The organism is Glaciecola punicea (assembly GCF_001756615.1).
In the GTDB taxonomy this organism is placed as follows: domain Bacteria; phylum Pseudomonadota; class Gammaproteobacteria; order Enterobacterales; family Alteromonadaceae; genus Glaciecola; species Glaciecola punicea.
In genome coordinates, this window is record NZ_LZXY01000002.1 from 133699 (window position 1) to 160276 (window position 26578).

24 protein-coding genes are annotated in these 26578 nt (G+C 44.7%); 20 read left to right on the forward strand and 4 right to left on the reverse strand.

Annotation, left to right across the window (positions count from 1 at the left end):
* Positions 1-18 precede the first annotated feature (18 nt).
* The 4 genes from BAE46_RS02870 (at position 19) to argA (ending at position 4970) form a co-directional block, all read left to right on the forward strand.
* The gene (locus BAE46_RS02870) at positions 19-942 is read left to right on the forward strand and encodes an ornithine carbamoyltransferase (protein ID WP_006007584.1); all 924 of its coding nucleotides are present in this window, start codon (positions 19-21) and stop codon (positions 940-942) included.
* Between the two features lie 8 nt (positions 943-950).
* Entirely contained in the window at positions 951-2180 is a 1230-nt protein-coding gene (locus tag BAE46_RS02875; protein WP_070111700.1) for an argininosuccinate synthase, read from the forward strand.
* A gap of 12 nt (positions 2181-2192) precedes the next feature.
* Positions 2193-3596 (forward strand): argininosuccinate lyase, encoded by a 1404-nt coding sequence (gene argH, locus BAE46_RS02880; RefSeq protein WP_070111701.1) that lies wholly within the window; start codon positions 2193-2195, stop codon positions 3594-3596.
* Between the two features lie 66 nt (positions 3597-3662).
* Entirely contained in the window at positions 3663-4970 is a 1308-nt protein-coding gene (gene argA / locus BAE46_RS02885; protein WP_070111702.1) for an amino-acid N-acetyltransferase, read from the forward strand.
* A gap of 85 nt (positions 4971-5055) precedes the next feature.
* On the opposite strand, the gene BAE46_RS02890 is transcribed toward argA, so the two are convergent.
* Together BAE46_RS02890 and BAE46_RS02895 are read right to left on the reverse strand one after the other, a co-directional pair.
* Complete coding sequence (locus BAE46_RS02890; protein WP_070111703.1) at positions 5056-6750, reverse strand: NAD-dependent malic enzyme; 1695 nt, start codon at positions 6748-6750, stop codon at positions 5056-5058.
* Between the two features lie 26 nt (positions 6751-6776).
* Positions 6777-9503: a penicillin-binding protein 1A gene (locus tag BAE46_RS02895; RefSeq protein ID WP_040521155.1), complete on the reverse strand. Its 2727-nt coding sequence runs from the start codon at positions 9501-9503 to the stop codon at positions 6777-6779.
* Between the two features lie 138 nt (positions 9504-9641).
* Between BAE46_RS02895 and pilM the strand changes: the two genes are divergently transcribed.
* The 9 genes from pilM (at position 9642) to BAE46_RS02935 (ending at position 17332) form a co-directional block, all read left to right on the forward strand.
* Complete coding sequence (gene pilM / locus BAE46_RS02900) at positions 9642-10712, forward strand: type IV pilus assembly protein PilM (protein ID WP_070111704.1); 1071 nt, start codon at positions 9642-9644, stop codon at positions 10710-10712.
* Entirely contained in the window at positions 10700-11284 is a 585-nt protein-coding gene (locus BAE46_RS02905; protein WP_070111705.1) for a PilN domain-containing protein, read from the forward strand. Before pilM ends, BAE46_RS02905 begins: the two co-directional genes overlap by 13 nt.
* Positions 11285-11289: 5 nt before the next feature.
* Entirely contained in the window at positions 11290-11886 is a 597-nt protein-coding gene (locus BAE46_RS02910) for a type IV pilus inner membrane component PilO (protein ID WP_070111706.1), read from the forward strand.
* Between the two features lies 1 nt (position 11887).
* On the forward strand, positions 11888-12427 hold the full coding sequence (locus BAE46_RS02915; RefSeq protein WP_006007603.1) for a pilus assembly protein PilP: 540 nt from the start codon (positions 11888-11890) through the stop codon (positions 12425-12427).
* Positions 12428-12644: 217 nt separating this feature from the next.
* Positions 12645-14243, forward strand: a complete 1599-nt coding sequence (locus BAE46_RS02920) for a type IV pilus secretin PilQ (protein ID WP_244884980.1) — start codon at positions 12645-12647, stop codon at positions 14241-14243.
* A 256-nt stretch (positions 14244-14499) separates the two neighbouring features.
* A complete protein-coding gene (gene aroK, locus BAE46_RS02925) occupies positions 14500-15015 on the forward strand; it encodes a shikimate kinase AroK (protein ID WP_006007608.1) in 516 nt (171 codons plus the stop codon).
* 20 nt (positions 15016-15035) lie between these two features.
* Positions 15036-16109, forward strand: a complete 1074-nt coding sequence (gene aroB / locus BAE46_RS02930) for a 3-dehydroquinate synthase (protein WP_006007610.1) — start codon at positions 15036-15038, stop codon at positions 16107-16109.
* A gap of 211 nt (positions 16110-16320) precedes the next feature.
* The gene (locus tag BAE46_RS14715; RefSeq protein ID WP_006007613.1) at positions 16321-16488 is read left to right on the forward strand and encodes an SPOR domain-containing protein; all 168 of its coding nucleotides are present in this window, start codon (positions 16321-16323) and stop codon (positions 16486-16488) included.
* Positions 16448-17332 carry a Dam family site-specific DNA-(adenine-N6)-methyltransferase gene (locus BAE46_RS02935; RefSeq protein ID WP_083256774.1) on the forward strand — a complete coding sequence of 295 codons (885 nt, stop codon included), beginning with the start codon at positions 16448-16450 and terminating at the stop codon, positions 17330-17332. The genes BAE46_RS14715 and BAE46_RS02935 overlap by 41 nt, the downstream gene beginning before the upstream one ends.
* 207 nt (positions 17333-17539) lie before the next feature.
* On the opposite strand, the gene BAE46_RS02940 is transcribed toward BAE46_RS02935, so the two are convergent.
* Both BAE46_RS02940 and BAE46_RS02945 read right to left on the reverse strand, forming a co-directional pair.
* Positions 17540-17737, reverse strand: coding sequence for a DUF2970 domain-containing protein (locus tag BAE46_RS02940; protein ID WP_006007618.1), 198 nt, complete (start codon positions 17735-17737; stop codon positions 17540-17542).
* A gap of 276 nt (positions 17738-18013) precedes the next feature.
* Positions 18014-18700 carry a TorF family putative porin gene (locus BAE46_RS02945; RefSeq protein WP_070111707.1) on the reverse strand — a complete coding sequence of 229 codons (687 nt, stop codon included), beginning with the start codon at positions 18698-18700 and terminating at the stop codon, positions 18014-18016.
* Positions 18701-19151: 451 nt separating this feature from the next.
* Between BAE46_RS02945 and rpe the strand changes: the two genes are divergently transcribed.
* From rpe to BAE46_RS02980, 7 genes are all read left to right on the forward strand, one after another.
* A complete protein-coding gene (gene rpe / locus BAE46_RS02950; protein ID WP_006007622.1) occupies positions 19152-19814 on the forward strand; it encodes a ribulose-phosphate 3-epimerase in 663 nt (220 codons plus the stop codon).
* Between the two features lie 9 nt (positions 19815-19823).
* Entirely contained in the window at positions 19824-20837 is a 1014-nt protein-coding gene (gene trpS, locus BAE46_RS02955) for a tryptophan--tRNA ligase (protein ID WP_070111708.1), read from the forward strand.
* A gap of 1 nt (position 20838) precedes the next feature.
* Positions 20839-21420, forward strand: a complete 582-nt coding sequence (locus BAE46_RS02960) for an anthranilate synthase component II (protein WP_006007626.1) — start codon at positions 20839-20841, stop codon at positions 21418-21420.
* Positions 21421-21906: 486 nt separating this feature from the next.
* Positions 21907-23130, forward strand: a complete 1224-nt coding sequence (locus BAE46_RS02965; protein WP_006007628.1) for an aspartate aminotransferase family protein — start codon at positions 21907-21909, stop codon at positions 23128-23130.
* A gap of 10 nt (positions 23131-23140) precedes the next feature.
* The gene (gene astA, locus BAE46_RS02970) at positions 23141-24193 is read left to right on the forward strand and encodes an arginine N-succinyltransferase (protein WP_040521157.1); all 1053 of its coding nucleotides are present in this window, start codon (positions 23141-23143) and stop codon (positions 24191-24193) included.
* A 13-nt stretch (positions 24194-24206) separates the two neighbouring features.
* The gene (gene astD, locus BAE46_RS02975; protein WP_070111709.1) at positions 24207-25682 is read left to right on the forward strand and encodes a succinylglutamate-semialdehyde dehydrogenase; all 1476 of its coding nucleotides are present in this window, start codon (positions 24207-24209) and stop codon (positions 25680-25682) included.
* 81 nt (positions 25683-25763) lie between these two features.
* A complete protein-coding gene (locus tag BAE46_RS02980) occupies positions 25764-26570 on the forward strand; it encodes a DUF1338 domain-containing protein (RefSeq protein WP_070111710.1) in 807 nt (268 codons plus the stop codon).
* Positions 26571-26578: the final 8 nt, after the last annotated feature.

Genomic DNA, 26578 nt, shown 5'->3' on the forward strand with positions numbered 1-26578 from the left:
TTCAAAAAGGAAAACCGTGTGAATTTATTAAGTTTCAGCGACTGGACAGCAAAAGACGCCAATTCACTGCTCAATTTTGCCATTACGCTCAAACAAACTCCCGAACGTTTTGGTCAACCCCTTGCGGGTAAGTCGGTGGTAGCGCTATTTGAAAAACCATCTTTGCGCACCCGCATAAGCTTTGACATAGGCATCAATAAACTGGGCGGCCATATGGTATATGTGGACACCCAAGGCCAACCCATCGCAAAGCGCGAAGATCCCAAGGACGTAAGCGCCAATATCGCCCAGTGGGCCGACGCCATCGTTGCCCGAGTGCACAAACACAGTACTTTAGAAGAGTTAGCCTCGCTGGGTAACATACCGGTTATAAATGCACTTTGCGACATTTACCACCCGTGCCAAGCACTTGCCGACTACATTACTATGAAAGAAGCATTTGGTGAAATCAAAGGCAAAACCCTTGCCTACGTGGGAGATGGCAACAATGTAACCCATTCTTTGCTGATACTAGGGGTTCTATTGGGCTGTCATCAAGTGGTCATTACCCCAAAAGGCCATGAAATAAACGCAGGCATCGCCCAAAAAGTCGCGAAAATGGCCAGTGAATCAGGTGTAAACTTCAGCGTTAGTAACCATATAGAAACGCTGACAGAGGCAGACGTAATTTACACCGACACCTGGGTGTCGATGGGAGATGACACGCCCTTAAGCGAAATCAAACACAAATTCATGCCCTATCAGGTAAACAAGGCACTTATGGAGCAAGCCGGCGCAAGCTACGTGATGCACTGCCAACCCGCGCATAGAGACCTTGAAATTAGCGGTGAGCTTATGGATTCACAGCAGTCCTTACTTATGCAAGAAAGCAAAAATCGCCTGCATGCGCAAAACGCGATCCTTTGTTATTTATTAACCGAATGTGATATTAGTCAGTTTTAGAGGTCATTGTGAAAAATACAGCAAACAAACCCAAGTTAGATGTGAAAAAAGTCGTACTAGCCTATTCAGGCGGATTAGACACCAGCGCCATTGTGCCATGGTTAAAAGAAAATTATGGCTGTGAAGTCATTGCTTTTGCCGCCGATGTAGGTCAAGGCGCAGATGAGTTAGAAGGTTTGGAAGAAAAAGCCATCGCCTCAGGCGCCAGCGAATGCCATATTGTTGATTTAAAAGAACAGTTTGTAAAAGACTTTATTTACCCCACTATTACCACCGGCGCGGTATACGAAGACGATTACTTACTAGGCACCTCTATGGCTCGCCCAATCATCGCTCAAGCACAAGTTGATATAGCACGTAAGGTGGGCGCCGACGCATTAAGCCATGGCTGCACTGGCAAGGGTAATGATCAAGTCAGGTTTGAAGGCGCATTTGCCGCCCTCGCCCCCGACCTGCCGGTAATTGCCCCATGGCGCGAATGGGATATGGTTTCGCGCGAAGACTTACTTGACTACCTTGCCAGCAGAAACGTGAAAACAAGCTCCTCAGCAACCAAAATTTATAGCCGCGACGCCAACGCATGGCATATTTCTCACGAAGGTGGCGAGTTAGAAAATCCGTGGAATGCGCCTTCTAAAGAAGTGTGGACCATGACAGTCGATCCTGAAGATGCGCCAAATACACCAGAACTGGTCAGTGTAGTGTTTGATAAAGGCGGCTTAACCCACGTAAACGGCAAAGCTTTATCACCCTACAATGTGCTAGTTGCACTTAACCGCATTGGCGCTGCCCACGGCGTTGGCCGTATCGATATTGTTGAAAACCGCTTAGTTGGCATGAAGTCTCGCGGCTGCTATGAAACACCCGGCGGCACTATTATGATGAAAGCGTATAAGGCACTTGAGTGTTTAGTGCTCGACAAATCTGCGTTTAAATTTCGTGAGCAAATCGGTTTAGAATACGCCCATGTAATGTACGACGGTCGTTACTTCACCGCCATAAACGATTCATTGTTAGCAGCGGCTAACAGTTTTGCTCAGCTTGTCAGCGGTGAAGTTGTAATTAAACTTTATAAAGGCAATGCCACGGTGGTGCAGCGCCAGTCGCCCAACAGCTTATACAGTGAAGACTTCGCCACCTTTGGCGCCGACGACGTATATGACCAGTCTCACGCAGAAGGCTTTATTAGACTGTTTAGTTTATCTAGCCGCATTAGTCACATGAACAAACAAAAATAAAGGAATACCGCTATGGCTTTATGGGGTGGACGCTTTCAGGCAGGCAGCAGCGACATGTTCAAACAGGTAAACGATTCATTACCCTTTGACCATGTTATGGCCGTTGAAGACATATTTGGATCAATTGTGTGGTCGCGTGCACTCAAGCAAGCGGGCGTATTAAGCGCAGATGAACAATCTCAAATTGAGACTGTTTTAAGCGATTTACAAGTGCTAGCACAGGATGGGAAAATTGATTTTGCGGCTTCAAACGAAGAAGACATTCACAGCTTTGTTGAAGCTTATCTAACCGATAAGCTTCAGGATTTAGGCCGTAAATTACACACCGGGCGCAGCCGAAACGATCAGGTAGCTACCGACTTCAGACTGTGGGTAAAAAATCACTTAGCATCGCTTAAACAAGACTGCGTCAACTTACTTGGCGCATTACTACAGTGCGCCAATAGACATCAAACAACGGTTATACCCGGGTATACTCATCTGCAGCGCGCCCAGCCCATATATTTTGCGCACTGGTGCTTAGCCTACGTTGAAATGCTAAAGCGCGACATAAGCAGAATTGATGATTTAAGCCAAAGAATGAATCAGTGCCCACTTGGCAGCGGCGCATTAGCGGGCACCACTTTTGCGGTAGACCGCTATCAGATAGCCGAAAGTTTAGGCTTTTCAAGCCCATGTTTGAACAGCTTAGACGCTGTTTCAGATCGTGATTTTGTGCTTGAGCTTTTATTTGTGGCCAGCACCAGTATGATGCACCTGTCGAGAATGGCCGAAGATTTAATTTTCTATAATTCAGGCGAAGCTGGGTTCTTGCAGCTGTCTGATAATGTCACCTCTGGTTCCTCGCTTATGCCGCAAAAGAAGAACCCTGATGCACTTGAGCTTATGCGTGGAAAATGCGGGCGGGTATTTGGCCACCTCCAAGCACTATTAGTCACCATGAAAGGCCTGCCCTTGGCCTACAACAAAGACATGCAAGAAGATAAAGAAGGCGCCATAGACACCGTTAATCAGTGGCATATTTGCCTATGTATTGGCGTAGAGGTGTTAAACGGTATGACGCTAAATGAAGAGGCTGGCCGCAAAGCGGCCCAGCAGGGCTATGCAAACGCCACCGAACTGGCTGATTATTTAGTCGCTAAAAACATTCCTTTTAGAACCGCCCATGACATTGCGGGCAAAGCCGTAGTAGCCGCAATTGCAAAAGGCGTAGCGCTTGAAGAAATGAGCATCGATGATTTACAGGTAATGCATAAAGATATAAAAGAAGACGTATACCCGTGGCTTGCACTAGATGCGGTTTTAGATAAACGTGACCAGCTAGGCGGCACTAGCAAAAAAACGGTGATGCGGGCACTTTATGTTGAATTAGAAAATTGGGACATGTTAAAAGCGCAGTGCAAACATGATGACTAACGTAAAATTTTTGACACTTTGTTTATTTTACGGCTCATTAACAATAGCAATAAAGGTAGCGACTAAATGAGTCTATCTCACCAAGACAGCGTGCGTCTGTTTAGAAACTCGGCACCTTACATGAACGCACATCGCGGCAAAGTATTTGTGATCATGTTTGGCGGCGAGGCCGTGCTAAGCGAAAATTTTGATCGCCTTATTCAAGACATCGCGCTATTACACAGCTTGGGCATACGCATTATTATTGTACACGGCGCACGGCCGCAAATTGACGAGCGCCTAGCCTTTCGCTCTATACAGTCACAGTTTGTAGATGGCCTGAGAATAACCAACAAAGCCACGCTTGAGTGCGTCAAAGACGCAGCAGGGTCTTTACGCAGCCAAATAGAAGCTCTGCTAACCCTTGGGCTGCCAAATTCACCCATGCATGGCGCGCGCATTAGGGTGTGTTCTGGCAATTTAGTGATTGCTAAACCTTTAGGGGTAGTAAACGGTATTGATTTTGAAAACACCGGCTCTGTACGCCGGATTGACGTTAGCGGCATTCAAGATCAGCTCAATATTGGCTCTATTGTTTTACTCTCGCCAATGGGCTATTCACCCACAGGGGAGGTGTTTAACCTTTCGCATGAAGATGTTGCCACCCAGGCCGCGATTTCTTTAAAAGCCGACAAGCTCATTACCCTATCAGAATTTGACGGTATTTTTCAGCTTCAGAAACTTATTAGAACCATCGAGTTAGACAGCTTAAAACCCTTAATTGAAAACAAGGAAATTCAGGCGGAAAGTACTTGTTTAAGCGCTATGATAGACACCGTCGCAGCGGGGATTGACCGCGCACACTGCGTCAGTTATCACAATGACGGCGCATTATTAAAAGAACTATTTACCCGCGATGGCCACGGCTCGTTAGTGATGCAAACTCACTATGAGCAACTGCGCACCGCTATTGTAGAAGACGTGGGCGGTATTTTAAACCTAATCAAGCCTTTAGAAGAAAGCGGGGTGCTATTAACACGCTCTCGCGAAAAGCTCGAAAACGAGATTGAAAGATTCACTGTGATTGAGCGCGATGGCATGACAATCGCCTGCGCGGCCCTCTATATATTTCAAGAAGAGCGCATGGCAGAAGTTGCCTGCGTGGCAATCCACAGAGACTACAGAGGAAAGCATAGAGGCGAAAGGCTTATGCAGGCGCTTAAAGATAAAGCGCTTGATTTGAACTTAACGCAACTTTTTGTGCTTACTACCGTAACAAGCCACTGGTTTTTAGAGCAAGGCTTTGTCGAGCAGAGCATTGAAGATTTGCCCCGCTCCAAAAAAGATATTTATAATTTCACGCGCAAATCTAAAGTCTTTGTATTGCCCCTGTAAAAATGAGCTCACGCCTAATATCCATATTGTACGTATGTTTCTTACGCTTTACTTTTTAATTTCAATAAGCGCTACGCTATAGACCCTACAAGCTCACACGCTTGTAGGGTCTATATTGGGCTTTCCATACATTACTTCTTATACGCTGCTCTAAGGCTTCATCATCAAGTGCTGATGCATATCCTTGCTCCATCGCCACTTTGGCCACTGCATAGGCTATCTTTCTTGATAGACCACTTATTTTGGTTAGGCGCGGTAGTAAATCAGCTGACTCACCTTTAGCTAAGGGCGACTCTAATGCTAGGGCGTTACTGGCCGCCATGATCATTTCATCACTTATACGACTTGCTTTTGACGCAATTACGCCAAGTCCAATGCCCGGGAAAATATAGCTGTTGTTACACTGCGCGATAGGAAACACCTTGTCTTCATACACCACTGGATCAAAGGGCGAGCCAGTCGCAATAACCACCTTACCTTTAGTCCATTGTATAACTTGCTCTGGACGCGCTTCAACTTGCCTAGAAGGGTTGCTTAATGGGAAAATGATGGGGGTATCGCAGTGCTCTGCCATGGTGGTAATAACTTGCTCAGTAAACAAACCAGGCTGGCCTGACACACCAATCAAAATATCGGGCTTAGCGCAGTTTACAACGTCTAATAATGATGCGTATTCACCACTGTAAGTCCACTGCGCTAGGTTACTAAGAGGCTGCGCCAACTTTAGCTGAAAATCACGTAAGTCTTCCATTCCTTCGGTTAATAGACCAAAACGGTCAATCATAAACACGCGAGCACGCGCTTGGGCTTCATCTAAACCTTCAAATATCATTTGCTGAACCAGCATCTCGGCAATACCACAGCCGGCTGAACCCGACCCCACAAAAGCCACTTTCATACGAGATAGTAAATCGCCGCGTGCGCGACATGCCGCTAATATGGTGCCTAAGGTGACTGCCGCAGTGCCTTGAATATCATCATTAAAACAACACACCTTGTCGCGATACTTTTGCAGTAAGGGCATGGCATTTGGCTGCGCAAAATCTTCAAACTGGATCATCGCTTCAGGCCATCTGGCGCTGACTTCTTTAATGAACATGTCTAAAAATTCGTTATATTGACCTTGCTCAATACGCGGATGCCTAGCGCCCATATACATGGGATCATCTAATAATTTTTGATTATTTGTGCCAACGTCTAGCATAACCGGCAAGGTATACGCAGGACTTATGCCGCCACAGGCTGTATACAGTGAAAGCTTTCCAATAGGAATGCCCATACCACCGATACCTTGGTCACCTAAGCCCAAAATACGTTCGCCGTCGGTTACTACAATAACCTTCACTTTGCGCTTAGTGGCATTACGTAAAATGTCGCCCATTAAATGGCGTTCGTCATAGCTAATGAATAAGCCACGTGAAGAACGGTAAATGTCAGAAAAACGTTCACACGCTTCTCCTACCGTAGGGGTATAAATAATAGGCATCATCTCTTCTATGTGTTTTTGTAATAATTTATAAAAGAGTGTTTCGTTGTTATCTTGAATAGCACGCAAGTATATATGCTTGTGTAGAGGGCTTACAAAACTTCTATACTGCATGTAAGCGCGTTCAACCTGCTCGTCAATAGACTCGTAGCGCGGCGGCACTAAGCCCAAAATATTAAATGACTTACGCTCGCGTTCCGTAAACGCGCTGCCCTTGTTCAATAAGGGCGTTTCCAGCAATGCTGAACCCGCATAATGCGTATATAAATAGCGTTGTATATCGTTTGCAGACATGTTGGCCTTAGCGATTAATGGTTAATTTAAAATAAGTCGTCAAATACTGGTTCTTGCTTTTTGCCTGCTTCAATAGGCAAGTCGAACGAGTCTTGATTTACAAAAGTAGTTGGCTGCGTGCCTTTTTTAAAATATTCAAAAGTAGATGATGAATCAGTTTTACGTGTTAATAAACCACTTTTTCTGTCTATTCTCACTCTTACAATATCCACAGGTATCGGATTGATCACCTCGGGCGTAGCGCTAAGCGCATTCTCCATAAACATTATCCACGCCGGCTGAGCTGTTTTCGCTCCGCTTTCGCCGCCAATAACGGCATTTCCGATATAGTTAAAGCGTTCTGGATTTTTATTGATTAAATTTTGATTACGCGACGTTCTGCCCAACTGGCGCACGTTATCATCAAAGCCGACCCAAGAAGTCGCCACCAAGTCACCCGCAAAACCTGCAAACCAAGTGTCGCGTGAATCGTTGGTGGTGCCGGTTTTACCGCCAATATCATCGCGCCGTAATATATTGGTCGCTCGCCACCCGGTGCCTAGCCAGTAAGTGTCATTGCGGCCATTACCGCGCACTGCTGTGCGCATCATTTGGGCGACCAAAAACGCCGTTTGAGGGGGGATTACCTGAGGCGCTGACTGCATTATGCGCCTTTCCTTTTTGGTAATAACGGTAGAATTAGGGCTACCACTGTTATTAAACTGCGCCGCCAGGCGAGCCTCTATATAAGCGTCTCTTTGCCTTTGCAGCGCAGATTGCTCTTTTGCCAACTGCGCTGGCGGTTTTAGACTACCGTCAAGGTTGTAAGCATCGCAGGGGTCGCACGCATACACAGGTTCAGCCTGCCACATAATATCACCAGCACCATTTTCTATACGATCAATAAAGTAGGGGCGAATAGCAAAGCCGCCGTTAGCAATTATGGCTATACCGGTGGCAAGTTCAAGCGGGGTATGCGCGCCAGAACCAAGCGACATGGTTTCATCCAGCGGAATTTCTGAACGTTCAAAACCAAACTTCGTCAGATAATCTCGAGTAGCGCTTAGTCCTACCCCCCTTAGTAGTCTTACCGACACAACGTTTTTAGACTTGCCTAAAGCAACGCGCATACGAATGGGCCCATCGTATAAGGGAGGTGAGTTTTGTGGCCGCCAAGCAACACCTGAAGACGCATCCCACTGGTTGATAGGTGCATCGTTCATGACACTGGCAACGGTATAGCCATTGTCGAGTGCCGCGGCGTAAATAAATGGTTTAACGGTTGAGCCTATTTGACGCTTTGCTTGAGTAGCACGATTAAACTGACTTTGAAAAAAACTGAAGCCTCCTACCAGCGCATCAACTCCGCCATTAAAAGGGTTCACGGCCACAAACGCACCCTCTACCAAGGGCAATTGAGACAGTTGCCAAACATTGTCATGAGGTCGCTGGCGCACGTATATAAGCATGCCTTGATTAACAATGTCACTGCCTAATTTGGGATCTGGCCCTTGCTTTTCATCATTAATGTAGGCTCTCGCCCAATCGAGTCCATCCCAAGTAATAGTAAATTCGCCATAATCTAGGGTGAGTACTTCAATACTTTGCGCTTGCGTCTTAAGCACAAGCGCAGGGATCAAAGCGCCTATTACTGGTGTATCATGCAGTATTGCTTCAAGCGTAGACTGCTGTGGCCTTTCAAAGGGTCCATACTTAAGGGTTATTTTCTCAGCGTCTATTTTCGATAAAGGCAATGACAAGCCTTCTTGTGCTAATACATTTGCACTGAGCGGCTTCCAGATTTGCGCTATAGGTCCTCGATAACCATGGCGTTCATCGTAGTCGTGCAAATTTCTAATAACGGCTTTTTCAGCCGCTGCTTGATGAACGGAGGTAGCCGTGGTAAATACTCGAAAGCCACTTGTTTCAGCAATTTCTTTACCGTAAATAGCAATCATTTCATTGTAGACTACGTCGGCTAAATAAGGCGCGCTCATGTCAAGCTCGGCACCGTGTCTTTTCCCGGTAACAGGTGCAGATGCAGCCTCGTCAAACTGTGCTCTTGTAATATACTTTTCATCGAGCATGCGCAGCAGTACTATGCGGCGGCGTTGCTTTGACAACGCAGGATTACTGATAGGGTTTGAGGCAGACGGACGCTGGGGTAAACCTGCGATAGTCGCAATTTGCGCTAAATTGAGTTCGCTAAGCGGTTTACCATAGTAAACCTGCGCAGCCGCGCCAACGCCAAACGCTCGATGCCCAAGCTCAACCTTATTTAAGTAAAGCCCGAGTATTTCATCTTTACTGAGTTCTTGCTCCATCTTCAGCGCAATAAACACTTCTTTTACCTTTCGAGAGTATTCTTTTTTACGGGTTAGGCCGAAAAACCCTCTCGCTAACTGCATGGTTAACGTAGATGCGCCTTGGCCTTTTTCTCCCGTTACCACTAAATTTAAAACAGCCCGCATAACCCCAATTGGGTCAACGCCAATGTGTTCGTAAAAACGGCTGTCTTCGGTCGCAATAATGGCCTGTACCAAGGTCTCGGGGACTTCATCTAAAGAAACCGGTATTCTTCTTTTCACACCATACTGCGAGATTAACTTCCCATCTTTGGTATAAATTCGCATAGGTGTTTGCAGTTCAACGTCACGCATCAGCTCAACGCTTGGAAGCTCATCTTTATAATAGACATAAAGGCCGGCAACAGTTCCTATGCCGAGTAAGACTGCTGACAGACAAATGATGAAAAAGATTTTTAAATACTTCACAAGTGATATTTATCTCAAATAATTGGTGAAAAACACTAAAAAATTATACGTATGTGTCGTTAACTGATGCATATCATAGATTAATTCTCAGTATTATTTGTACATATGATACTGCAATCCACATTAGGCTACCATGATATGAAGTCGCTTTTTTCCAAAAAAGCTAAAACAATTATCGGTTTAGATATAGGAACCAAATATATAAAGGCGCTTAGCCTAGATGTTTCCTCATCTTCAACCAAAGTGTTGTCTTATGCTTGTGAACCCATTATGGGCAAGGCCTTTGCTGAGCGCGAAATAAAAGATTTTGACGCGATAAGCAAAGCACTCAAAAAGGTGAAACTTGTTTTGGCTGAGCGCGACAAACATTGTGCCCTTGCCGTTGCGGGTTCGTCTGTGCTCAGCAAACTTGTTTTCATGGAAGCTAATCAAAGCGATTTTGAATTAGAAAGTCAAATAGAGTTAGAAGCTGACAGCCTCATTCCTTATCCGCTTTCAGAAGTTTATGTAGACTTTGAAGAATTACGCGCAAGTGAATCCCAAGATGGCAAAATAGAGGTTTTACTCAGCGTTGCACACCGCGATTTAGTCGACACGCGCATGACCGTGGTGAGAGAAAACCTGTTCGAACCTAAAATTATAGACCTTGAGTCAAACGCCTTAGGCGAGGCTTTCATGCAGTACATTCAAGATCCCATTGCACCAGATGAAGTAGTCTGTTGTGTAAATGTGGGAGCGTCGCTTCTGCAGTTAAGCGTTGTGCAAAATAAGCACGTTATATACACCAAAGAGCACGCTTATGGCTTAAACAAACTAAACCAAGACCTTTCGCTCATTTACGACCTTGAAATGCAAGAAGTTGAGCTACGAATTCACAATAGCACCGCTCCTGAAGATTGGCTTGCTGAAACACTGCCAAGCTTCTATGCAAGCTTGCAGCAGCAAATACAGCGAGCCATACAAATGTATACGTCAGCAACACACAAACCGCCCCCTACTAAAATTTACATGTGTGGCGGCGTTACCAACCTGCCTAATGTATGTGAAGAGCTTGACAAAGAACTATCAATTCAAGTGCTACCTTTTAATCCCTTTTCAGGCATGGAAATAAGTAGCAACATAAACGCTGAGAAGCTGCTTAGTATTGCCCCTCAAATGACCATCGCGCTTGGTCTTGCCACAAGGAAACTTGAATCATGGCAAAGATAAATTTACTGCCTTGGCGGGAAGCGCTTCGTCAAACCCACAAGAAACACTATATAGGCTCACTTGTGGGTGTATCGGTGGCAGTCTTTGCGCTGTTTTGGGTAATTGGTCAAATTATTGACCAGCAGGTGCGTAACCAGAATTCAAGAAACAACTATTTAAGCCAGCAAATTGAAGTACTCGACAGGCAGATAAGCCGAATCAGAGAAATTAGCAATGCAAAAGAAGAAATTGGTCTTCGCATGGCGCTAATAGAGCAGCTACAAATAAGCAAGAATTTAACGCCCATTATATTTGATGAGCTTGCCAAGATAATCCCCGCTGGAGTGGCCTTTGACACTATGTCACGCTCTGACAAGCAAATTAAGATAACTGGCATGAGTGACTCAAATAACAGACTTTCCAGCTTTATGCGTGCCTTAGATTTGTCTGAAGTATTTGTAGACGCCGAAATATCTTCAATCGTAGCAGATAAAACGGGGCTTAACGCGGTGAGTGATTTTGACCTTACATTTTCTATATCGCCTAAATATGGTCCTGTTGAAATTGAACAGCTCGATGCACAAGAGGAATAACGTTTATGCAATTTGATGTTAATAAATTAAAAGAAATAAACGACCTCGACTTTGAGCAAGTTGCTATATGGCCTAAAGAAATCAAATTAGTGGTGGGAGTGATCTGTGCGCTTATTGTCAGCGCAATATGCCACTACGCTATTATTTCAAATAAATTGCCTGAGTTTGACACCGCTAAAAGCGCAGAAAACGAACTGCGCCTAAGCTTTGAGGCGAAGTTTCGAATAGCGGTTAATTTGTCAGCGTATGAAGAACTGCTTACACGCATAGAAGATGATTTCTCTTGTATGTTGAAGTCTTTGCCTACAAGCAACGAAACACCGGGCTTATTAGACGATGTTACCTTTGTAGGAACCGACGCCGGTCTGTCGTTTAAATTAATAAATTGGCAGCAAGAAATACCTAAAGAATTTTACACCGAACTGCCCATTCAAATTGAAGTGTCGGGTGGCTACCATCAATTCGGTCAGTTTGCTTCAAACGTCGCAAATCTACCTAGAATTGTTACCCTGCACGATTTTGAAATTTTGAACAAACAAGACGGCTTAAGCCTGTCTATGCAGGCGAAAACCTATCGCGCTGAAACAACGGGGCAAGAATAATATGAAAAGATTATTGATTAGCCTTAGCGCAAGCGCCCTGCTCAGCGGCTGTGGCGCTAATATTGACGACTTAATTGCGTATACCGAAAGTGTGCGGGCAAATACAAAAGTGAGTATAGAGCCGTATCCGGAGTTTGCACCACTGCCAAATGTAAGCTACACAGCAAGCGATCACAGAAGTCCGTTTTTACGCTCAAGAACCGAGCAAGTTGTTCAAAGTGTCGAAGATAGGCCAAATTGCCAACAGCCTAATAACGACAGACGCAAACAAGCACTCGAAAGCTATGGAATAGACAGCTTAGAAATGGCTGGCGTGTTCACCAATAATGGTCGTCAATATGCCCTCATTAAAGCCTTCGACGGCAGTCTGCATAAAGTAACTCGGGGCAACTATATTGGTTTATTTAATGGCCGTGTATCAAGCATTCACGACATCGAGATTTTAATTCAAGAAATGCTGCCAGATGGTGCTGGATGCTGGAAAAGCAAACAAACCACGTTGACAAAACCGTCAATGGTAGGGGGAAACAATAATGTCTGAGAAGTATACCTCTGGCCATAAATTAAACACACACAAAGCACTTTGCTGTGTCGCGGGTACTCTTTTGAGCTGTTTAACCAGTTTTACTGTACTGTCGCAAGACAGGAATTTAGACCAAATTGCGGGTGTGGGCGCATCAATGCCACAAGATAAATCGGGTATGCAAATAAACAGTATCGATTTAATCAATCCTCAGGCAAGCGCGCTAGCACTTAAAATGCATCAGTTAAAAAACATAGACTTCACGCGCAGCGGCGACAACGCAAATATTGTGGTTGATTTTAACGGAGCGACACCAACCGTGTCATATATCGAAGCGCAAGGAAAAGTTAGTGTAAGCTTTGAAAATACACAGCTTAACGACGACCAGTTTGTGAAAATAGATGTGGCTCAATTTGGTACCGCGGTTACCTTCATTGAAACCTTTCAAGATAAAAAGCACTCAAGGTTAGAAATAAATTACACCGGCAGCGTTAAAGTGAGTAAAAATACGAGCGCTATGCAAGTCCAATTTTCACTAGTGCCACTGTCACAAGAAGATGTTGCACAAGCCCAGGGCGTAATTTATTCGGGTAAGCCTATAAGCTTAGACTTTCAAGACGTGCCTGTGCGCCAATTATTACAAATAATTGCGCAAGTGAACGGCTTCAACCTAGTCGCTACCGACACTGTAAGCGGCAACGTTACCATCAGCTTGTCGAAAGTGCCATGGGATCAGGCACTAGATATGATCCTTAAGATCCGCGGTTTAGGCAAGCGTTTAGAAGGCAATATTCTTTTGGTTGCGCCTACTGCCGAACTAGCCGCACAAGAAGCCCAAGCGCTTAAATCTAAACAACAGGTTCAAAATCTGGCTGAACTAAGCGCGGCTAATATTGCCATTAACTACGCCCGAGCAGGTGAGTTGGCGACTATTTTAAAGTCGCCCGACGGCGGTATTTTATCTGACAGAGGCACTGTTAGCGTGGATGAAAGAACCAATACGCTGCTGCTTCGCGATACCCAGGCCTCTATTGATGAAGCGCGTAAAACCGTTGAAGCACTGGATATTCCGGTCAAACAAGTATTGATTGAATCGCGCATGGTAACGGTACGAGACAACGCTGGCGGGGAGTTAGGCGTGCGCTGGGGCTTTACCAGCAACACCAGCGAAGGCGCTACGTCTGGCTCATTACTTGGTTCAGACATAGCCAATAGTGATGCGGTTCCTGAAAATATAACAGACCGCTTAAATGTAAACTTGCCCGTTGCCAATGCTGCAGGTAGAATCGGCTTTCAAATTGCAAGCCTACTTGACGGCAATATACTTGACTTAGAACTCAGCGCCTTAGAATCTGAGAACAAAGGTGAAATTATTGCCAGCCCCCGTATTACCGTGGCGAATCAGCAAGAGGCGTACATTGAACAGGGTACTGAAATTCCCTTTGTGCAGTCCACGTCAAGTGGGGCAACGTCGGTAGAATTCAAAAAGGCAGTGTTAAGCTTACGGGTAACACCGCATATTACGCCCGACAACCGTATTATTTTAAATCTTGTCGTGACCCAAGATACACGCGGCGATACTGTGTCAACCTCTACAGGACCCGCGGTTGCCATTGATACTCAAGAGATCAGTACACAAGTGTTGGTTGAAAATGGTGAGACAATTGTGCTGGGCGGAATTTTCCAACAAATTAGTACGCGTGACGTGTCTAAAGTTCCCCTATTAGGTGACTTACCTTTTATAGGAAGACTTTTTAAAACAACTGGACAGCGAGAAGAAAAGCGCGAACTATTAATATTCGTGACGCCCAAAATAATTACCACCGATATGTAATATAAGTACTGTATATTGTTTTTTGGTAGGGTAAGTGAACACTAAGAATGACGCAAATAGCGTCATTCTTAGTGTATAAAAAATGTATTTGCAGACAAGGCTTGCAAATACACCATGATAATTGAGATAATCGCGTGTCTCGATCTTAACGCGAGGATTAACGCGCTCATAACAGACACTGCCTGTTATGGTAATTGTTGGCTAAAACACTACTTCCAGCCAACACCACTTTTTAAAAGATATGATTTAAACAGATATGGCAGAGAAACGTAACGTATTCCTTGTGGGCCCAATGGGCGCTGGGAAAAGCACTATTGGCCGACATCTAGCCGATGAACTTCATTTAGAATTTTTCGATTCAGACCAAGAAATAGAGCGCAGAACCGGCGCTGACATTGCTTGGATCTTTGATTTAGAGGGTGAAGACGGTTTTCGCAAACGCGAAGAGACTATTATTCACGACCTAACCGACAAACAAGGTATAGTGTTGGCGACGGGCGGCGGCTCAATTGTTTCAAAAGCCGTGCGTAATCGCTTATCAGCACGTGGCATAGTGGTGTATTTACAAACAACTATTGATAAACAGGTTGCTCGCACACAGCGCGATAAGCGCAGACCACTGCTACAAAACGACGACCCAGAAGCAGTACTAATAGCCTTAGGTGAAGAACGTAACCCTTTATATGAAGAAGTAGCCGACTACGTGATTGAAACTGACGAACAAAGCGCACGCGCGGTTGCTAACCAAATTATTAGTAAAATAGGCCTATAAAACACCCAAAGGATCCTTACATGCCAAGCATACTAGTTGACCTTGGTGAGCGCAGTTACCCCATTGCAATACAAGCCGGCAGTCTGCAAAACGCCGGCTTTCTACTGGATGCAATAAGCGGTAAACAAGTTGTTATCATCACCAATGACGTGGTTGCGCCACTTTACCTTAAAACCTTGATGAACACCTTAAGCGGCGCCAACAAAAACATAACACACATTATTTTAGCCGACGGCGAAGCCACTAAAACGCTTGCTAGTTTTGAACTAATAATGACGCACTTATTGCAGGACAGAATCTCTAGAGATGCCTGTATTATAGCCTTAGGCGGCGGTGTCATTGGTGATTTAAGTGGATTTGTTGCAGCCTGCTATCAGCGCGGTATCGATTTTATCCAAATACCCACCACCCTACTTTCGCAGGTAGATTCATCTGTGGGCGGCAAAACAGCGGTTAATCACCCGCTGGGTAAAAATATGATTGGCGCATTTTATCAGCCAAAAGCCGTTGTTATCGATCCTACTACACTGCAATCACTGCCACAAAAAGAGTTTGCGGCGGGAATGGCAGAGGTCATTAAATACGGCATAATTTATGACAGTACTTTTTTCAAGTGGTTAAACACCCATAAGGCCGATATAAAGCAACAAGAGCCAAAGGCATTAAGCACCATGATTGCGCGCTGCTGCCAAATAAAAGCCGACATTGTTAATCAAGACGAAAAAGAACATGGCATACGCGCCTTATTGAATTTAGGACACACCTTTGGTCACGCTATTGAAGCTCAAATGGGCTATGGTAACTGGCTTCATGGAGAAGCAGTAGCTGCTGGCACTATCCTTGCCTGTAAATTATCTGCAATGCGTAATCAAATGCTAAGGTCAGAATTACGACAGGTGTCTAACATTTTGGGATATTTCGACTTACCTCTTACAGGGCCTGCTAATATGAGCGCCCAAGATTATATTACGCACATGCAGCGAGATAAAAAGGTGTTAAGTGGCACTATGCGATTTATCCTTCCTATTGGGATTGGCAATGCGCAAGTGGTCAGTGATGTAACGCAAGCACAGCTTAGTGAGCTACTTAACTAAACAGAACTGAATTACAACAGACCTTAAAGATTAGCATGTCACTAGGCGACAAACGCAAACAGTTTCTAGTTCTGCTATTGACTATAAGTTTGATGAAACTACACTACTGTCTTTGCCTAACTATTCTGTCTTGCTGCAACTCCTTGGTATTCAAAGTCCAGCGGTGCTAGAGAATTATCTTAATAATAACAATCTGAAGGCTTCAACCTGGGTGTACAAAACCCAGCGCTATGGTGGTTCATGGTTTGTGGTGTTGTACAAAGAGGCGTTTGGCTCTATTGAAACGCCACTTAAGCAATTGCATAGCATGCCGGCAGATGTAAAGGAAGCGCAGCCTTTTGCCAAAAGTATTAACCAAATCCAGCAAGAAATTTACTAGCGCTAGTAAAGCCCCCTTAAATTTAGTTAAGTCTCCTTTAAAGTGGGCAGGTGGAAAACGTAAGCTGGTCGTTGACATAGCCAAGCTGCTCCCAAAGAATGATCGTGGTAGGCTTATCGAGCCTTTCGTGGGGGGTGGCTCCGTGTTTTTGAACCTCCCTTTCAATGAATACCTCTTAGCGGATAGCAATCCAGATCTTATTAATTTCTTCACGCATATTCGCGAAACGCCAGAAGCGTTTGTAAAAGCTAGCCAAGCTTTGTTTGTTCCAAGCAATAACATCAGCAAGCAATACTACGCACTTAGAGAAGAGTTTAACAAAACGAGCAAGTCCCTTCGCAGGAGTGCTCTTTTTTTATACCTAAACCGCTATGGTTTTAACGGCTTATGTAGATATAATTCGAAAGGTGGCTACAACGTCCCTTTTGGTCAGTATAAAAAACCTTACTTTCCCCACGCAGAAATAGACGATTTTTCAGCTAAGGCTCAAGCTGCGCAATTTTTTTCAGGCGACTTTTCATTGGCCTTCGAACAGGCTTGTAAAGGCGATATTGTGTATTGCGATCCTCCTTATACACCCATTAATGAAACCGCGAGCTTTACCGCGTATTCCGGTAAAGGTTTTTCTTGGGATGATCAGCAAAGGCTGGTTGACTGCGCGCTACAGGCTCAAAAAATGGGGATAACCACTATAATTTCAAATAATAACCTGCCACAAACCCGAGCAATATACGCCACCGCTAATAAAATCGTTAAATTAAGCGTTGCGCGCAGTATTAGCTGCAAAGGCAATACCAGAAAACCTTGCGCCGAATTGATTGCACTTTATAAAGGCCAAGCGTAAAGCGTGACAGCCAAGGCTATGTCTTGAGCATGGTTTATCTGTGCCCACCGTTGCGAAAGGCGCAAAAACTGAGGCGCAAGTCGCGCAGTTAAGGGCACTGGGCTGCGACTTTACTCAGGGCTTTTTGATGTGCAGACCGGTACGTTATGAAGAATTAAAGATTTTTCTAGCAGGTCATAGCAGGTCATAGCAGCTAATTATAGCCACCTAGGTATTTGGTAGCAGTAAACTAACGCCAAACCAGATAGACAAGATAAGCACAATAACCATTATTACGCCCACCACAACGAAGGGCACGAAGGAAGTTGCGTTAGCGTCTTCAACATATTTACGCTGCGATTGTACCCCAAGCAACCCCGCCATTACACTTTGTACAACCGCCAGCCAATCTTTGGTAGTACTCATTTGCGAGACATTAACTCCAATAAATCTAAATAGTGAAAATGCACTGGATCAAAGCGCCTATCACTTTTACCTTAAATACTGTGCATTTACTAACAGTATTTAAGTTTACAGTAAAAACAAAAATATACTAGATCAGCACAAACCACGTCCGCTAATCAACGTTCAAAATATGCAAAGAGAACCATCAATAAGCGGCTAAATTGCGCCGCAGGATTGCAACGTTGGCCCAAATTAACCTTGCTGCAGTGGTGAACGTTGCCTATAGAATAAGCTAGATTAAAAACTTGTTGACCAGCTAGCAACAAATTTTATATCTTCATCTGCAAACGCACTCTCTTGTGCTTTAACAATCGAAAACGCAAAATCGCCTTTGGATATATCAGCCTGAACGTGGGAATAATTGTAATCGTTCTCACTACCGTCTGAATCAAATGTATAAAGGCCAGCACTTAGCGCGAGTTCAAACTCATTGCCCAACGCGATACCACCGTAGCTAATGCTATAATAAATGTCACCGCCTTCAAAACCGGCGCCTTCGTCTACCTCGCTATTCACTGTATACGCTGCGCCTACCCCGAAGTTTCCAAAACCAGCGTTGACGTAAATTTCACCAAAGTTACTGTCATCTAACTCAGTGTATAGATAATAAATATAACCGATGTCGTAAGTAAAACCCGCAACTTCACCGCCAAAGCCTAAATAAAAGTCGGTCTCTGTGCCATTAAACCCAGAATCGCTATCGCCTAAAGAACCGACCCATGTACCGGCATAAAATCCGCTATCGGCAGCATAGTCAATGCCGCCTGAAACGGAGGCCGCATCTGAGCTTTGACTAACACCACGCCAAATATAGTTGGTGGTAGCCCCTATGTTAGCGCTTACCTCGGCAAGTGCTGATTGGCTGACAAATAATGTCGAAGACAAGGCCGCTGCTATCAACGATATCTTAGTTAACTGTTTCATGTGTGTTCCCCATGCTTTGCTGAATAGTGATTAAAAGACTTTACGTCGTTGATTTTAATAGTGTATGCACTAATAGTGTGATGAAGCGTCTTTACTTAATAATGTAGGCGCGCTAAGGGTACATACGCCTTGTATTTAGCAATAGCAGTGCCAAACATAAGGCGAACTTGATACCCGCTTCAAAAACCATAAAAATACCTAATAGTTACAACGGGATAGTGACAAATAAGACCCTACCTGCGCGTATTCATAGTAGCCACAAAAAGCAGTAAAACAGCCATAGACGCCTGGTTTATGCACTATTTTGCAACAGCCTCACCATTTTAGAGCAGGCGCAAAGTAAACAGGCTGTTATACCGCACAAGAAAAATAAAAGCTTTTTGTATTAGAAGTGAATTTTGCGCTAAAAATACGGTAAACTATGGTTTTTTAGACGATACGTGACCGACTCATGCATAAACCATTAATAGCCCCCTCCATTTTGTCTGCCGATTTCGCAAAGTTAGGAGAAGAAGTCGACAGTGTGTTAAGCGCTGGCGCTGACATCGTTCATTTCGACGTAATGGACAATCATTATGTGCCCAATTTAACCTTCGGCCCCACCATATGTTCGGCGCTTCGCAACTATGGCATAACAGCCGATATAGACGTGCATTTAATGGTATCGCCGGTTGACTCAATGATTGAAGCCTTTGCCAAAGCCGGGGCTAGTATGATTAGCTTTCATCCAGAAGCGGCTTTACACGTAGACAGAAGTATTGAGCTCATTAAACAGCACGGTTGTAAAGCAGGCTTAGTGCTTAATCCGGCAACATCATTAAGCGTACTCGATTACGTTTTAGAAAAGCTTGACTACGTTTTACTAATGTCGGTTAACCCAGGTTTTGGTGGCCAAAAATTCATTCCCGGCACCGTTGAAAAAACAGCGCATTTAAAATCAATCATAGATGAAATGGGATTAAGCACCCGTATTCAGGTAGACGGCGGCATTAACAAAGACACCATAAAAGACGTCTATTTAGCTGGCGCCGACATGTTTGTAGCCGGCAGCGCTATCTTCGGTCAACGCGACTATAAAAAAGCCATAGCTGATTTAACGCAACAATTTAAATAGGAATATTCAGTGAGCAGTTCAACGAAACCGATCGTACTTAGCGGATGTCAGCCTTCAGGGCAACTTACATTAGGTAATTATTTAGGCGCACTACGCCAATGGGTCGCCATGCAGGCCACACATGATTGTTTGTATATGATTGTAGACCTGCACGCCATTACCTTAAGACAGGACCCTGCAGAATTAAACCAAGCATGCCTAGACGGACTTGCGCTTTATTTGGCCTGCGGTATTGACCCAAACAAAAGTACTATATTTATGCAGTCGCATGTGCCAGAGCACGCACAGCTAAGCTGGGTGCTTAACTGCTATACGCAAATGGGTGAGCTTAATCGCATGACCCAGTTTAAGGATAAGTCACAAAAAAATCAGTCAAACGTCAATGTAGGCTTATATGCTTACCCTGTGTTACAAGCGGCCGATATTTTAGTTTATCAGGCTAACGAAGTGCCGGTAGGTGAAGATCAAAAACAGCATCTTGAGCTAACGCGCGACGTCGCAACCCGCTTCAACAATATTTACGGTGATGTGTTTACTCTTCCTGAACCTTGTATTCCCAAAGATGGCGCCAGAGTCATGAGCTTACAAGAACCAAACAAAAAGATGTCAAAGTCAGATCCAAACACTAACAATGTAATTGGCCTGTTAGAAGACCCCAAAATACTGACTAAAAAAATTAAGCGCGCCGTTACTGACAGCGACGAGCAAGCTAATATTTATTATGATGTGGCCGAAAAACCGGGTGTTTCTAACCTGCTCTCACTGCTTAGCGCGACGAACGGCAACAGCATTGACAGCCTCGTTGGGCAATATACAGACAAGATGTATGGTCACTTAAAAGGTGACGTAGCGGAGTCGGTTGTGAGCCTGGTAAAGCCCATTCAAAGCGAATATGCAAGAATTCGTCAAGATTTGCCTTATTTATATGAGGTTATGCATCAAGGAAGTGCTAAAGCTCGCGAAAAAGCGTCCGAGACACTCGCTAAGGTGTACAAAGCTGTAGGGTTTATACCGCGGGCTTAACATGGTACTTATCATCGATAATTATGATTCTTTCACCTATAACCTAGCACGGTATTTTGAAGAGCTAGGCCACCTTGTGAAAGTTGTCAAAAATGATAGCCACACAATTGACGATCTTGCGCTTATGGACTTTTCGCATCTGGTTCTATCACCGGGGCCTTGCACACCAAACGAGTCGGGTATTTGTTTGGCGGCAATAAAGCATTTTGCAGGGAAAGTGCCAATATTAGGTGTGTGTTTAGGCCATCAAGCAATTGCACAAGTTTATGGCGCTAATATTGTTCAAGCGGTGCATATTAAACATGGCAAAACGTCACGTTTACGTGTTTTAGACAAGGCTTCAGTGTTGTTTGAGCAGTGTCCATCACGCTTTATGGTGACACGCTATCACTCACTCTTAATTGATAAAAACACGCTTAGTAGCAATTTCAATATTACCGCTACATGCAATACTAAAGGCATTGAAGAAATAATGGCGATAGAGGATACACAGTTAAAGCTTTACGGACTTCAGTTTCACCCTGAATCGTTGCTAACTGAGCATGGGCATTTGGTATTACATAATTTTATTAAGAAAGGGTAATAAGGTTGGATTTACACTCGCAACATAGTTTTTTTGCAATTAGCTGACAAATATAACATCGCTGGCACAATTGATAAAACCGGCAAGTCCTTATACAAAACTTTACACTCTTTACTGCATATTTATTGAATACTTATGTAATAGTAATGTTGTTCTTTTATTTCATCTTTTTTGACAGCACTGGGTTATTCATTAAGCGCTCTCCAATTAACATATGGCTTACATTATTAAGCCCGCTGATTACTTCGACGATACCCAGTTAAAAACTGCTTTTATAGTTATGCAGTAATTCCGAAAAACTGGCCAAGATCCCTTAAAGTAAAGGTTTTCAGCGCAGAAACCATAGCGACTTTCGCTTCAATTTCTGGCATACTCCAATACGGCCTTTTACGCTATGTTCGCTTTTTACACCAGTACATCCACAATTTTATAGGCGTGGACAGCTTCGGTTTACAAAGTAATAATTAACACCAGTGAGGTATCAACATGCAAGTAACTCGTGACACATTCAATGACGTAATGGTTCCCAATTATAACCCTGCAGACATGGTGCCTGTAAGAGGTGAAGGTTCACGTGTTTGGGACCAGCACGACAACGAGTTTATTGATTTTGCCGGTGGTATTGCTGTGAACGTATTAGGGCACTGTCACCCCGCCCTTACGCAAGCACTTATTAGCCAAGGTAATAAATTGTGGCACTTAAGCAATGTGTTCACGAATGAACCCGCATTGCGTTTAGCCAAAAAACTAACCGACGCCACGTTTGCCGATAAAGTATATTTTGCCAATTCAGGTGCCGAAGCAAATGAGGCTGCACTGAAGCTAGCCAGACGCTTTGCCCTCGAAATGCACGGCACACAGCGCAGTGAAATTATAGCGTTTAAACAAGGCTTTCACGGGCGCACATTCTTTACGGTAACAGTAGGCGGGCAGCCTGCTTACTCTGACGGCTTTGGTCCAAAACCAGGCGATATTTTGCACTGCGAATTTGGCAACTTAGACATGCTAGCCAGCATGATGTCTGACAAAACATGTGCCATTATGATGGAGCCATTACAAGGTGAAGGCGGCATTATTGTGCCCGACCCTGCCTTTGTTAAAGGCGTACGTGAACTTTGCGATAAGCACCACGCCCTGTTAATTTTTGATGAAGTACAGTCGGGTATGGGGCGCACGGGTAAGCTATTTGAATATATGAATTTGGGTGTAAGGCCTGATATTCTTACCACCGCAAAATCACTTGGCGGCGGTTTTCCAATTGGCGCAATGCTGACCACAGCAGCTATTGCTGAACATCTAAAACCGGGCACACATGGCAGTACATATGGCGGAAACCCGCTTGCATGCGCGGTAGCAGAAGCCGTATTTGATGTGGTAAACACACCACAAGTGCTTGACGGCGTTGCGCACAAAGAAGCGCTATTTAGAGAGCACCTAAATAGAATAAACGCAAAGTATCATGTGTTTGAAGAAATTCGTGGAAAAGGCATGCTCTTAGGGTGTGCGCTAAATGAACAATACAAAGGCCGCGCAAAAGACTTTATGGTAGCGGCCACTAACGAAGGCCTAATGTGCTTAGTAGCGGGCATGAACGTAGTGCGCTTTGCGCCCTCTTTAGTAATTCCTGATAAGGATATTATTGAGGGCTTAGAGAAGTTTGAGCGCGGTATTGCTGGACTTGTTGCCCAACCAGTTGCGCTTACAAAATAGAGACGACTATATGCTGGTCATTCGCCCCATCAGGGAAAGCGATTATTCTGCGCTATACAGGATTTCCCAAGAATCCGGCATAGGCTTTACGTCTTTGCCGGTGAACGAAACGCTGCTCAAAAAGAAAATTGCAGCAGCGCAAAGTGCTTTTGTGTCAAATCCAAAGTCTCCCGGGCAGCAGAGCTATTTATTTGTAATGGAAGACACACAAACCGGTAAAGTCGTCGGCACTTCTGGTATTGAGGCTACCGTTGGCACACAAGATGCCTTCTACCACTATCATGTAGGTAAGGTGGTGCATGCATCACGCGAGCTTGGTGTTCATAATTCAGTCGAAATACTGACGTTTTGTAACGACTACACCGGCGTGAGCGAAATATGCACCCTGTTTTTACAAGAAGACGCGCGAGAAGGCCTCGCAGGTAGGCTGCTGTCAAAATTTCGCTTCTTATTTATGGCCCAGCATCAGCATAGATTTGCAGACATTGTTATCGCAGAAATGCGCGGCATATCAGATGAAGCGGGTAGGTCTCCGTTTTGGGAATGGCTAGAAACCCACTTTTTCTCAGTAGATTTTCCTACCGCAGACTATCTAACAGGCATTGGCAACAAAGTATTTATTGCTGAGCTAATGCCGAAGTACCCTATTTACGTCAATTTATTATCAAAAGAGGCCCAAGCCAGCATCGGCAAGGTACATGAAAAAACGCGTCCCGCGCTTAGGCTGCTTGAGCAAGAGGGCTTTAGGTTTCGTGGATATGTTGATATTTTTGACGCCGGACCCACAATGGAAGCTGACATAGCGAATATTGATACCGTGCGCATAAGCAAAGAAGCAACGGTGCAGATATCGCCCACATTGGATATTACTTTGCTAGAAAATTACTTCATTATAAACACTAAAATTGCAGGATTTCGCGGCTGTGTCGGTCAACTTAAATCACTCGATATTTCACAAGACACGCATACCGTTTTGATAAGCCAGGCACTTGCTGATACTTTACAAATATGTCACGGCGATACCATTCGCTATGCAAGCACACATTTTACATCCCGCACATAAGTAGGAGCGCTACATGTCTCAAAATACACATTATATTAATGGTCAATGGCTAGATGGTAAAGGCCAGCAAATGAGCTCTGTGGATCCCGCAAAAAATGCGGTGGTATGGTCGGGTAATGCGGCCTCGGCTGAACAAGTAGATGCTGCCATTTCAGCTGCCCGAAATGCATTTATCCAATGGTCGCAGTTGTCATTTGAAGATCGCCTCAAAATTGTCAAGCGCTTTGCCGAGTTACTTGCTGAGTACAAAACAGAATTTGCACATATTATTGCCAAAGAAACGGGTAAACCACAGTGGGAAACGGCCACAGAAATAGGCGCAATGATCGGTAAAATCGCTATTTCTGAAAAAGCCTATCATGAACGAACGGGCACCGTGGAAAATCCAATGCCCGCAGGTAAAGCCATATTGCGTCATCGCCCGCACGGTGTGGTAGCGGTATTTGGCCCTTATAATTTTCCAGGCCACCTGCCTAACGGGCATATAGTGCCTGCCTTGCTTGCTGGCAATACTGTGGTATTTAAGCCAAGTGATTTAACCCCGCTGGTGGCTGAGTTTATGCTGACCTTGTGGCATAAATCAGGCTTACCCAAGGGGGTATTAAACCTGGTGCAAGGTCAAGTGGACACAGGCAAAGCACTTGCCGCTAGTGATCAAATAGACGGTTTGTTTTTTACCGGTAGCGCTACCACGGGCAAGCTCTTACATGCACAATATGCAGGCGAACCCGGCAAAATTTTGGCCCTAGAAATGGGCGGCAATAATGCATTAATCGTGACCAAAGTGGCGCATATCTTAGGCGCAGTTCACGACATTATTCAATCGGCTTTTATTACCAGCGGTCAGCGCTGCACTTGTGCACGCAAGCTATTAGTGCCAAAAGGTGAATACGGCGATGCACTCATTAACAAGCTCGTTATCGCCACTAAAAAATTGATCCCAGGGCACTACGACGCCGCAGAGCAACCTTTCATGGGCGCGATGATATCAGCATCAGCGGCGGCGGCTATGGTAGCGGCGCAGGACAAATTAATTGCACAAGGCGCTACGGCCTTAGTAACGATGGAGCACATTGATAACAACACAGGCTTTGTATCGCCAGGCATTGTTGATGTAACCAGTATTGCACCAACAATGGCCGATGAAGAGCATTTTGGACCGCTTTTGAAAGTCATTCGATACAGCGACCTAGACGAAGCCATTGCTTTGGCTAACGCTACTCGCTTTGGTCTTTCGGCCGGTTTACTAAGTGACGACAAAGCCGATTACGACTACTTTTTACCGCGCATTCGTGCAGGCATCGTCAACTGGAATAGGCCTATTACTGGTGCTAGCAGTGCAGCGCCTTTTGGCGGCATAGGCGACAGCGGCAACCATAGGGCAAGCGCTTATTATGCGGCTGATTACTGCGCCTACCCCGTTGCATCGGTAGAGCTTGATAAAGTAACACTGCCTGCTACATTAAGCCCTGGCTTAATATTAGAATAGTCGTGAAATAGCGCTGCATTGACGCAGTATCAACAAAAATTATTGCGTTAGCCCACATAGAAAAAAAGGTAAGGAAATATCATGCATACAACAGTCTCAGACTTATTTGCGGGTTTATGGCAAGATTATATTAGCATAACGCCATCGGCGCATAAAATACATGCTTTACTAGCTGAAAAAACGGCTACCAGCAATATCGTTAACGACCATATCGCGCTGCGCACCTTTGACATAGAAAAGGTCAACCTGCACAAACTAGCTGCACATTTCCTAGCGCTTGGCTATGAACAAAAGGGCGATTACGATTTTGTCGCTAAAAAGCTTACCGCGGTGCATTTAGAGCACCCCGACACAACCGTACCAAAAGTGTTTATAAGCGAATTACGCGTGTCACAACTAAGCGAGCAGGCGCAGTCGATTATTCATAGAATAGTGGAACAAATTAAGCCAAGTGCCGTAAACGAAGATAATTTCTTATATTCAGGCACACACTGGCAGGCAAGCAGTGATGAGTATAAAGCTTTGCTGGCAGAATCTGAGTATGCTGCATGGATGTTGGCGTGGGGCTATCGAGCAAATCACTTCACGGTAAGTATTAACCACTTAAGCGACATCCACGAGCTAGAAGATGTAAATACTATGCTCAAACACGCTGGATTTAAGCTAAACGCGTCGGGCGGTGAAATAAAAGGCGGCGCAGACGTGTGTTTAGCGCAGTCAAGTACTATGGCTGATCATGCTCAAGTTGCGTTTACAGATACTACTATGACCCTACCCAGCTGTTTTTACGAATTTGCACAGCGTTATGCAATGCAAAGTGGCGAGCTGTATCAAGGCTTTGTAGCGGCGTCTGCCGACAAAATATTTGAAAGTACTAACGCATCGTAAAGACGGCT

Coding starts and splice junctions, on each gene's coding strand:
- argA (WP_070111702.1), top strand. CDS start 3,663: ATGAGTCTATCTCACCAAGACAGCGTGCGTCTGTTTAGAAACTCGGCA.
- astA (WP_040521157.1), top strand. CDS start 23,141: ATGCTGGTCATTCGCCCCATCAGGGAAAGCGATTATTCTGCGCTATAC.
- BAE46_RS02960 (WP_006007626.1), top strand. CDS start 20,839: ATGGTACTTATCATCGATAATTATGATTCTTTCACCTATAACCTAGCA.
- aroK (WP_006007608.1), top strand. CDS start 14,500: ATGGCAGAGAAACGTAACGTATTCCTTGTGGGCCCAATGGGCGCTGGG.
- rpe (WP_006007622.1), top strand. CDS start 19,152: ATGCATAAACCATTAATAGCCCCCTCCATTTTGTCTGCCGATTTCGCA.
- BAE46_RS02920 (WP_244884980.1), top strand. CDS start 12,645: ATGCATCAGTTAAAAAACATAGACTTCACGCGCAGCGGCGACAACGCA.
- aroB (WP_006007610.1), top strand. CDS start 15,036: ATGCCAAGCATACTAGTTGACCTTGGTGAGCGCAGTTACCCCATTGCA.
- BAE46_RS02905 (WP_070111705.1), top strand. CDS start 10,700: ATGGCAAAGATAAATTTACTGCCTTGGCGGGAAGCGCTTCGTCAAACC.
- astD (WP_070111709.1), top strand. CDS start 24,207: ATGTCTCAAAATACACATTATATTAATGGTCAATGGCTAGATGGTAAA.
- BAE46_RS02915 (WP_006007603.1), top strand. CDS start 11,888: ATGAAAAGATTATTGATTAGCCTTAGCGCAAGCGCCCTGCTCAGCGGC.
- pilM (WP_070111704.1), top strand. CDS start 9,642: ATGAAGTCGCTTTTTTCCAAAAAAGCTAAAACAATTATCGGTTTAGAT.
- BAE46_RS02980 (WP_070111710.1), top strand. CDS start 25,764: ATGCATACAACAGTCTCAGACTTATTTGCGGGTTTATGGCAAGATTAT.
- argH (WP_070111701.1), top strand. CDS start 2,193: ATGGCTTTATGGGGTGGACGCTTTCAGGCAGGCAGCAGCGACATGTTC.
- BAE46_RS02945 (WP_070111707.1), bottom strand. CDS start 18,700: ATGAAACAGTTAACTAAGATATCGTTGATAGCAGCGGCCTTGTCTTCG.
- BAE46_RS02940 (WP_006007618.1), bottom strand. CDS start 17,737: ATGAGTACTACCAAAGATTGGCTGGCGGTTGTACAAAGTGTAATGGCG.
- BAE46_RS02965 (WP_006007628.1), top strand. CDS start 21,907: ATGCAAGTAACTCGTGACACATTCAATGACGTAATGGTTCCCAATTAT.
- BAE46_RS02910 (WP_070111706.1), top strand. CDS start 11,290: ATGCAATTTGATGTTAATAAATTAAAAGAAATAAACGACCTCGACTTT.
- BAE46_RS02890 (WP_070111703.1), bottom strand. CDS start 6,750: ATGTCTGCAAACGATATACAACGCTATTTATATACGCATTATGCGGGT.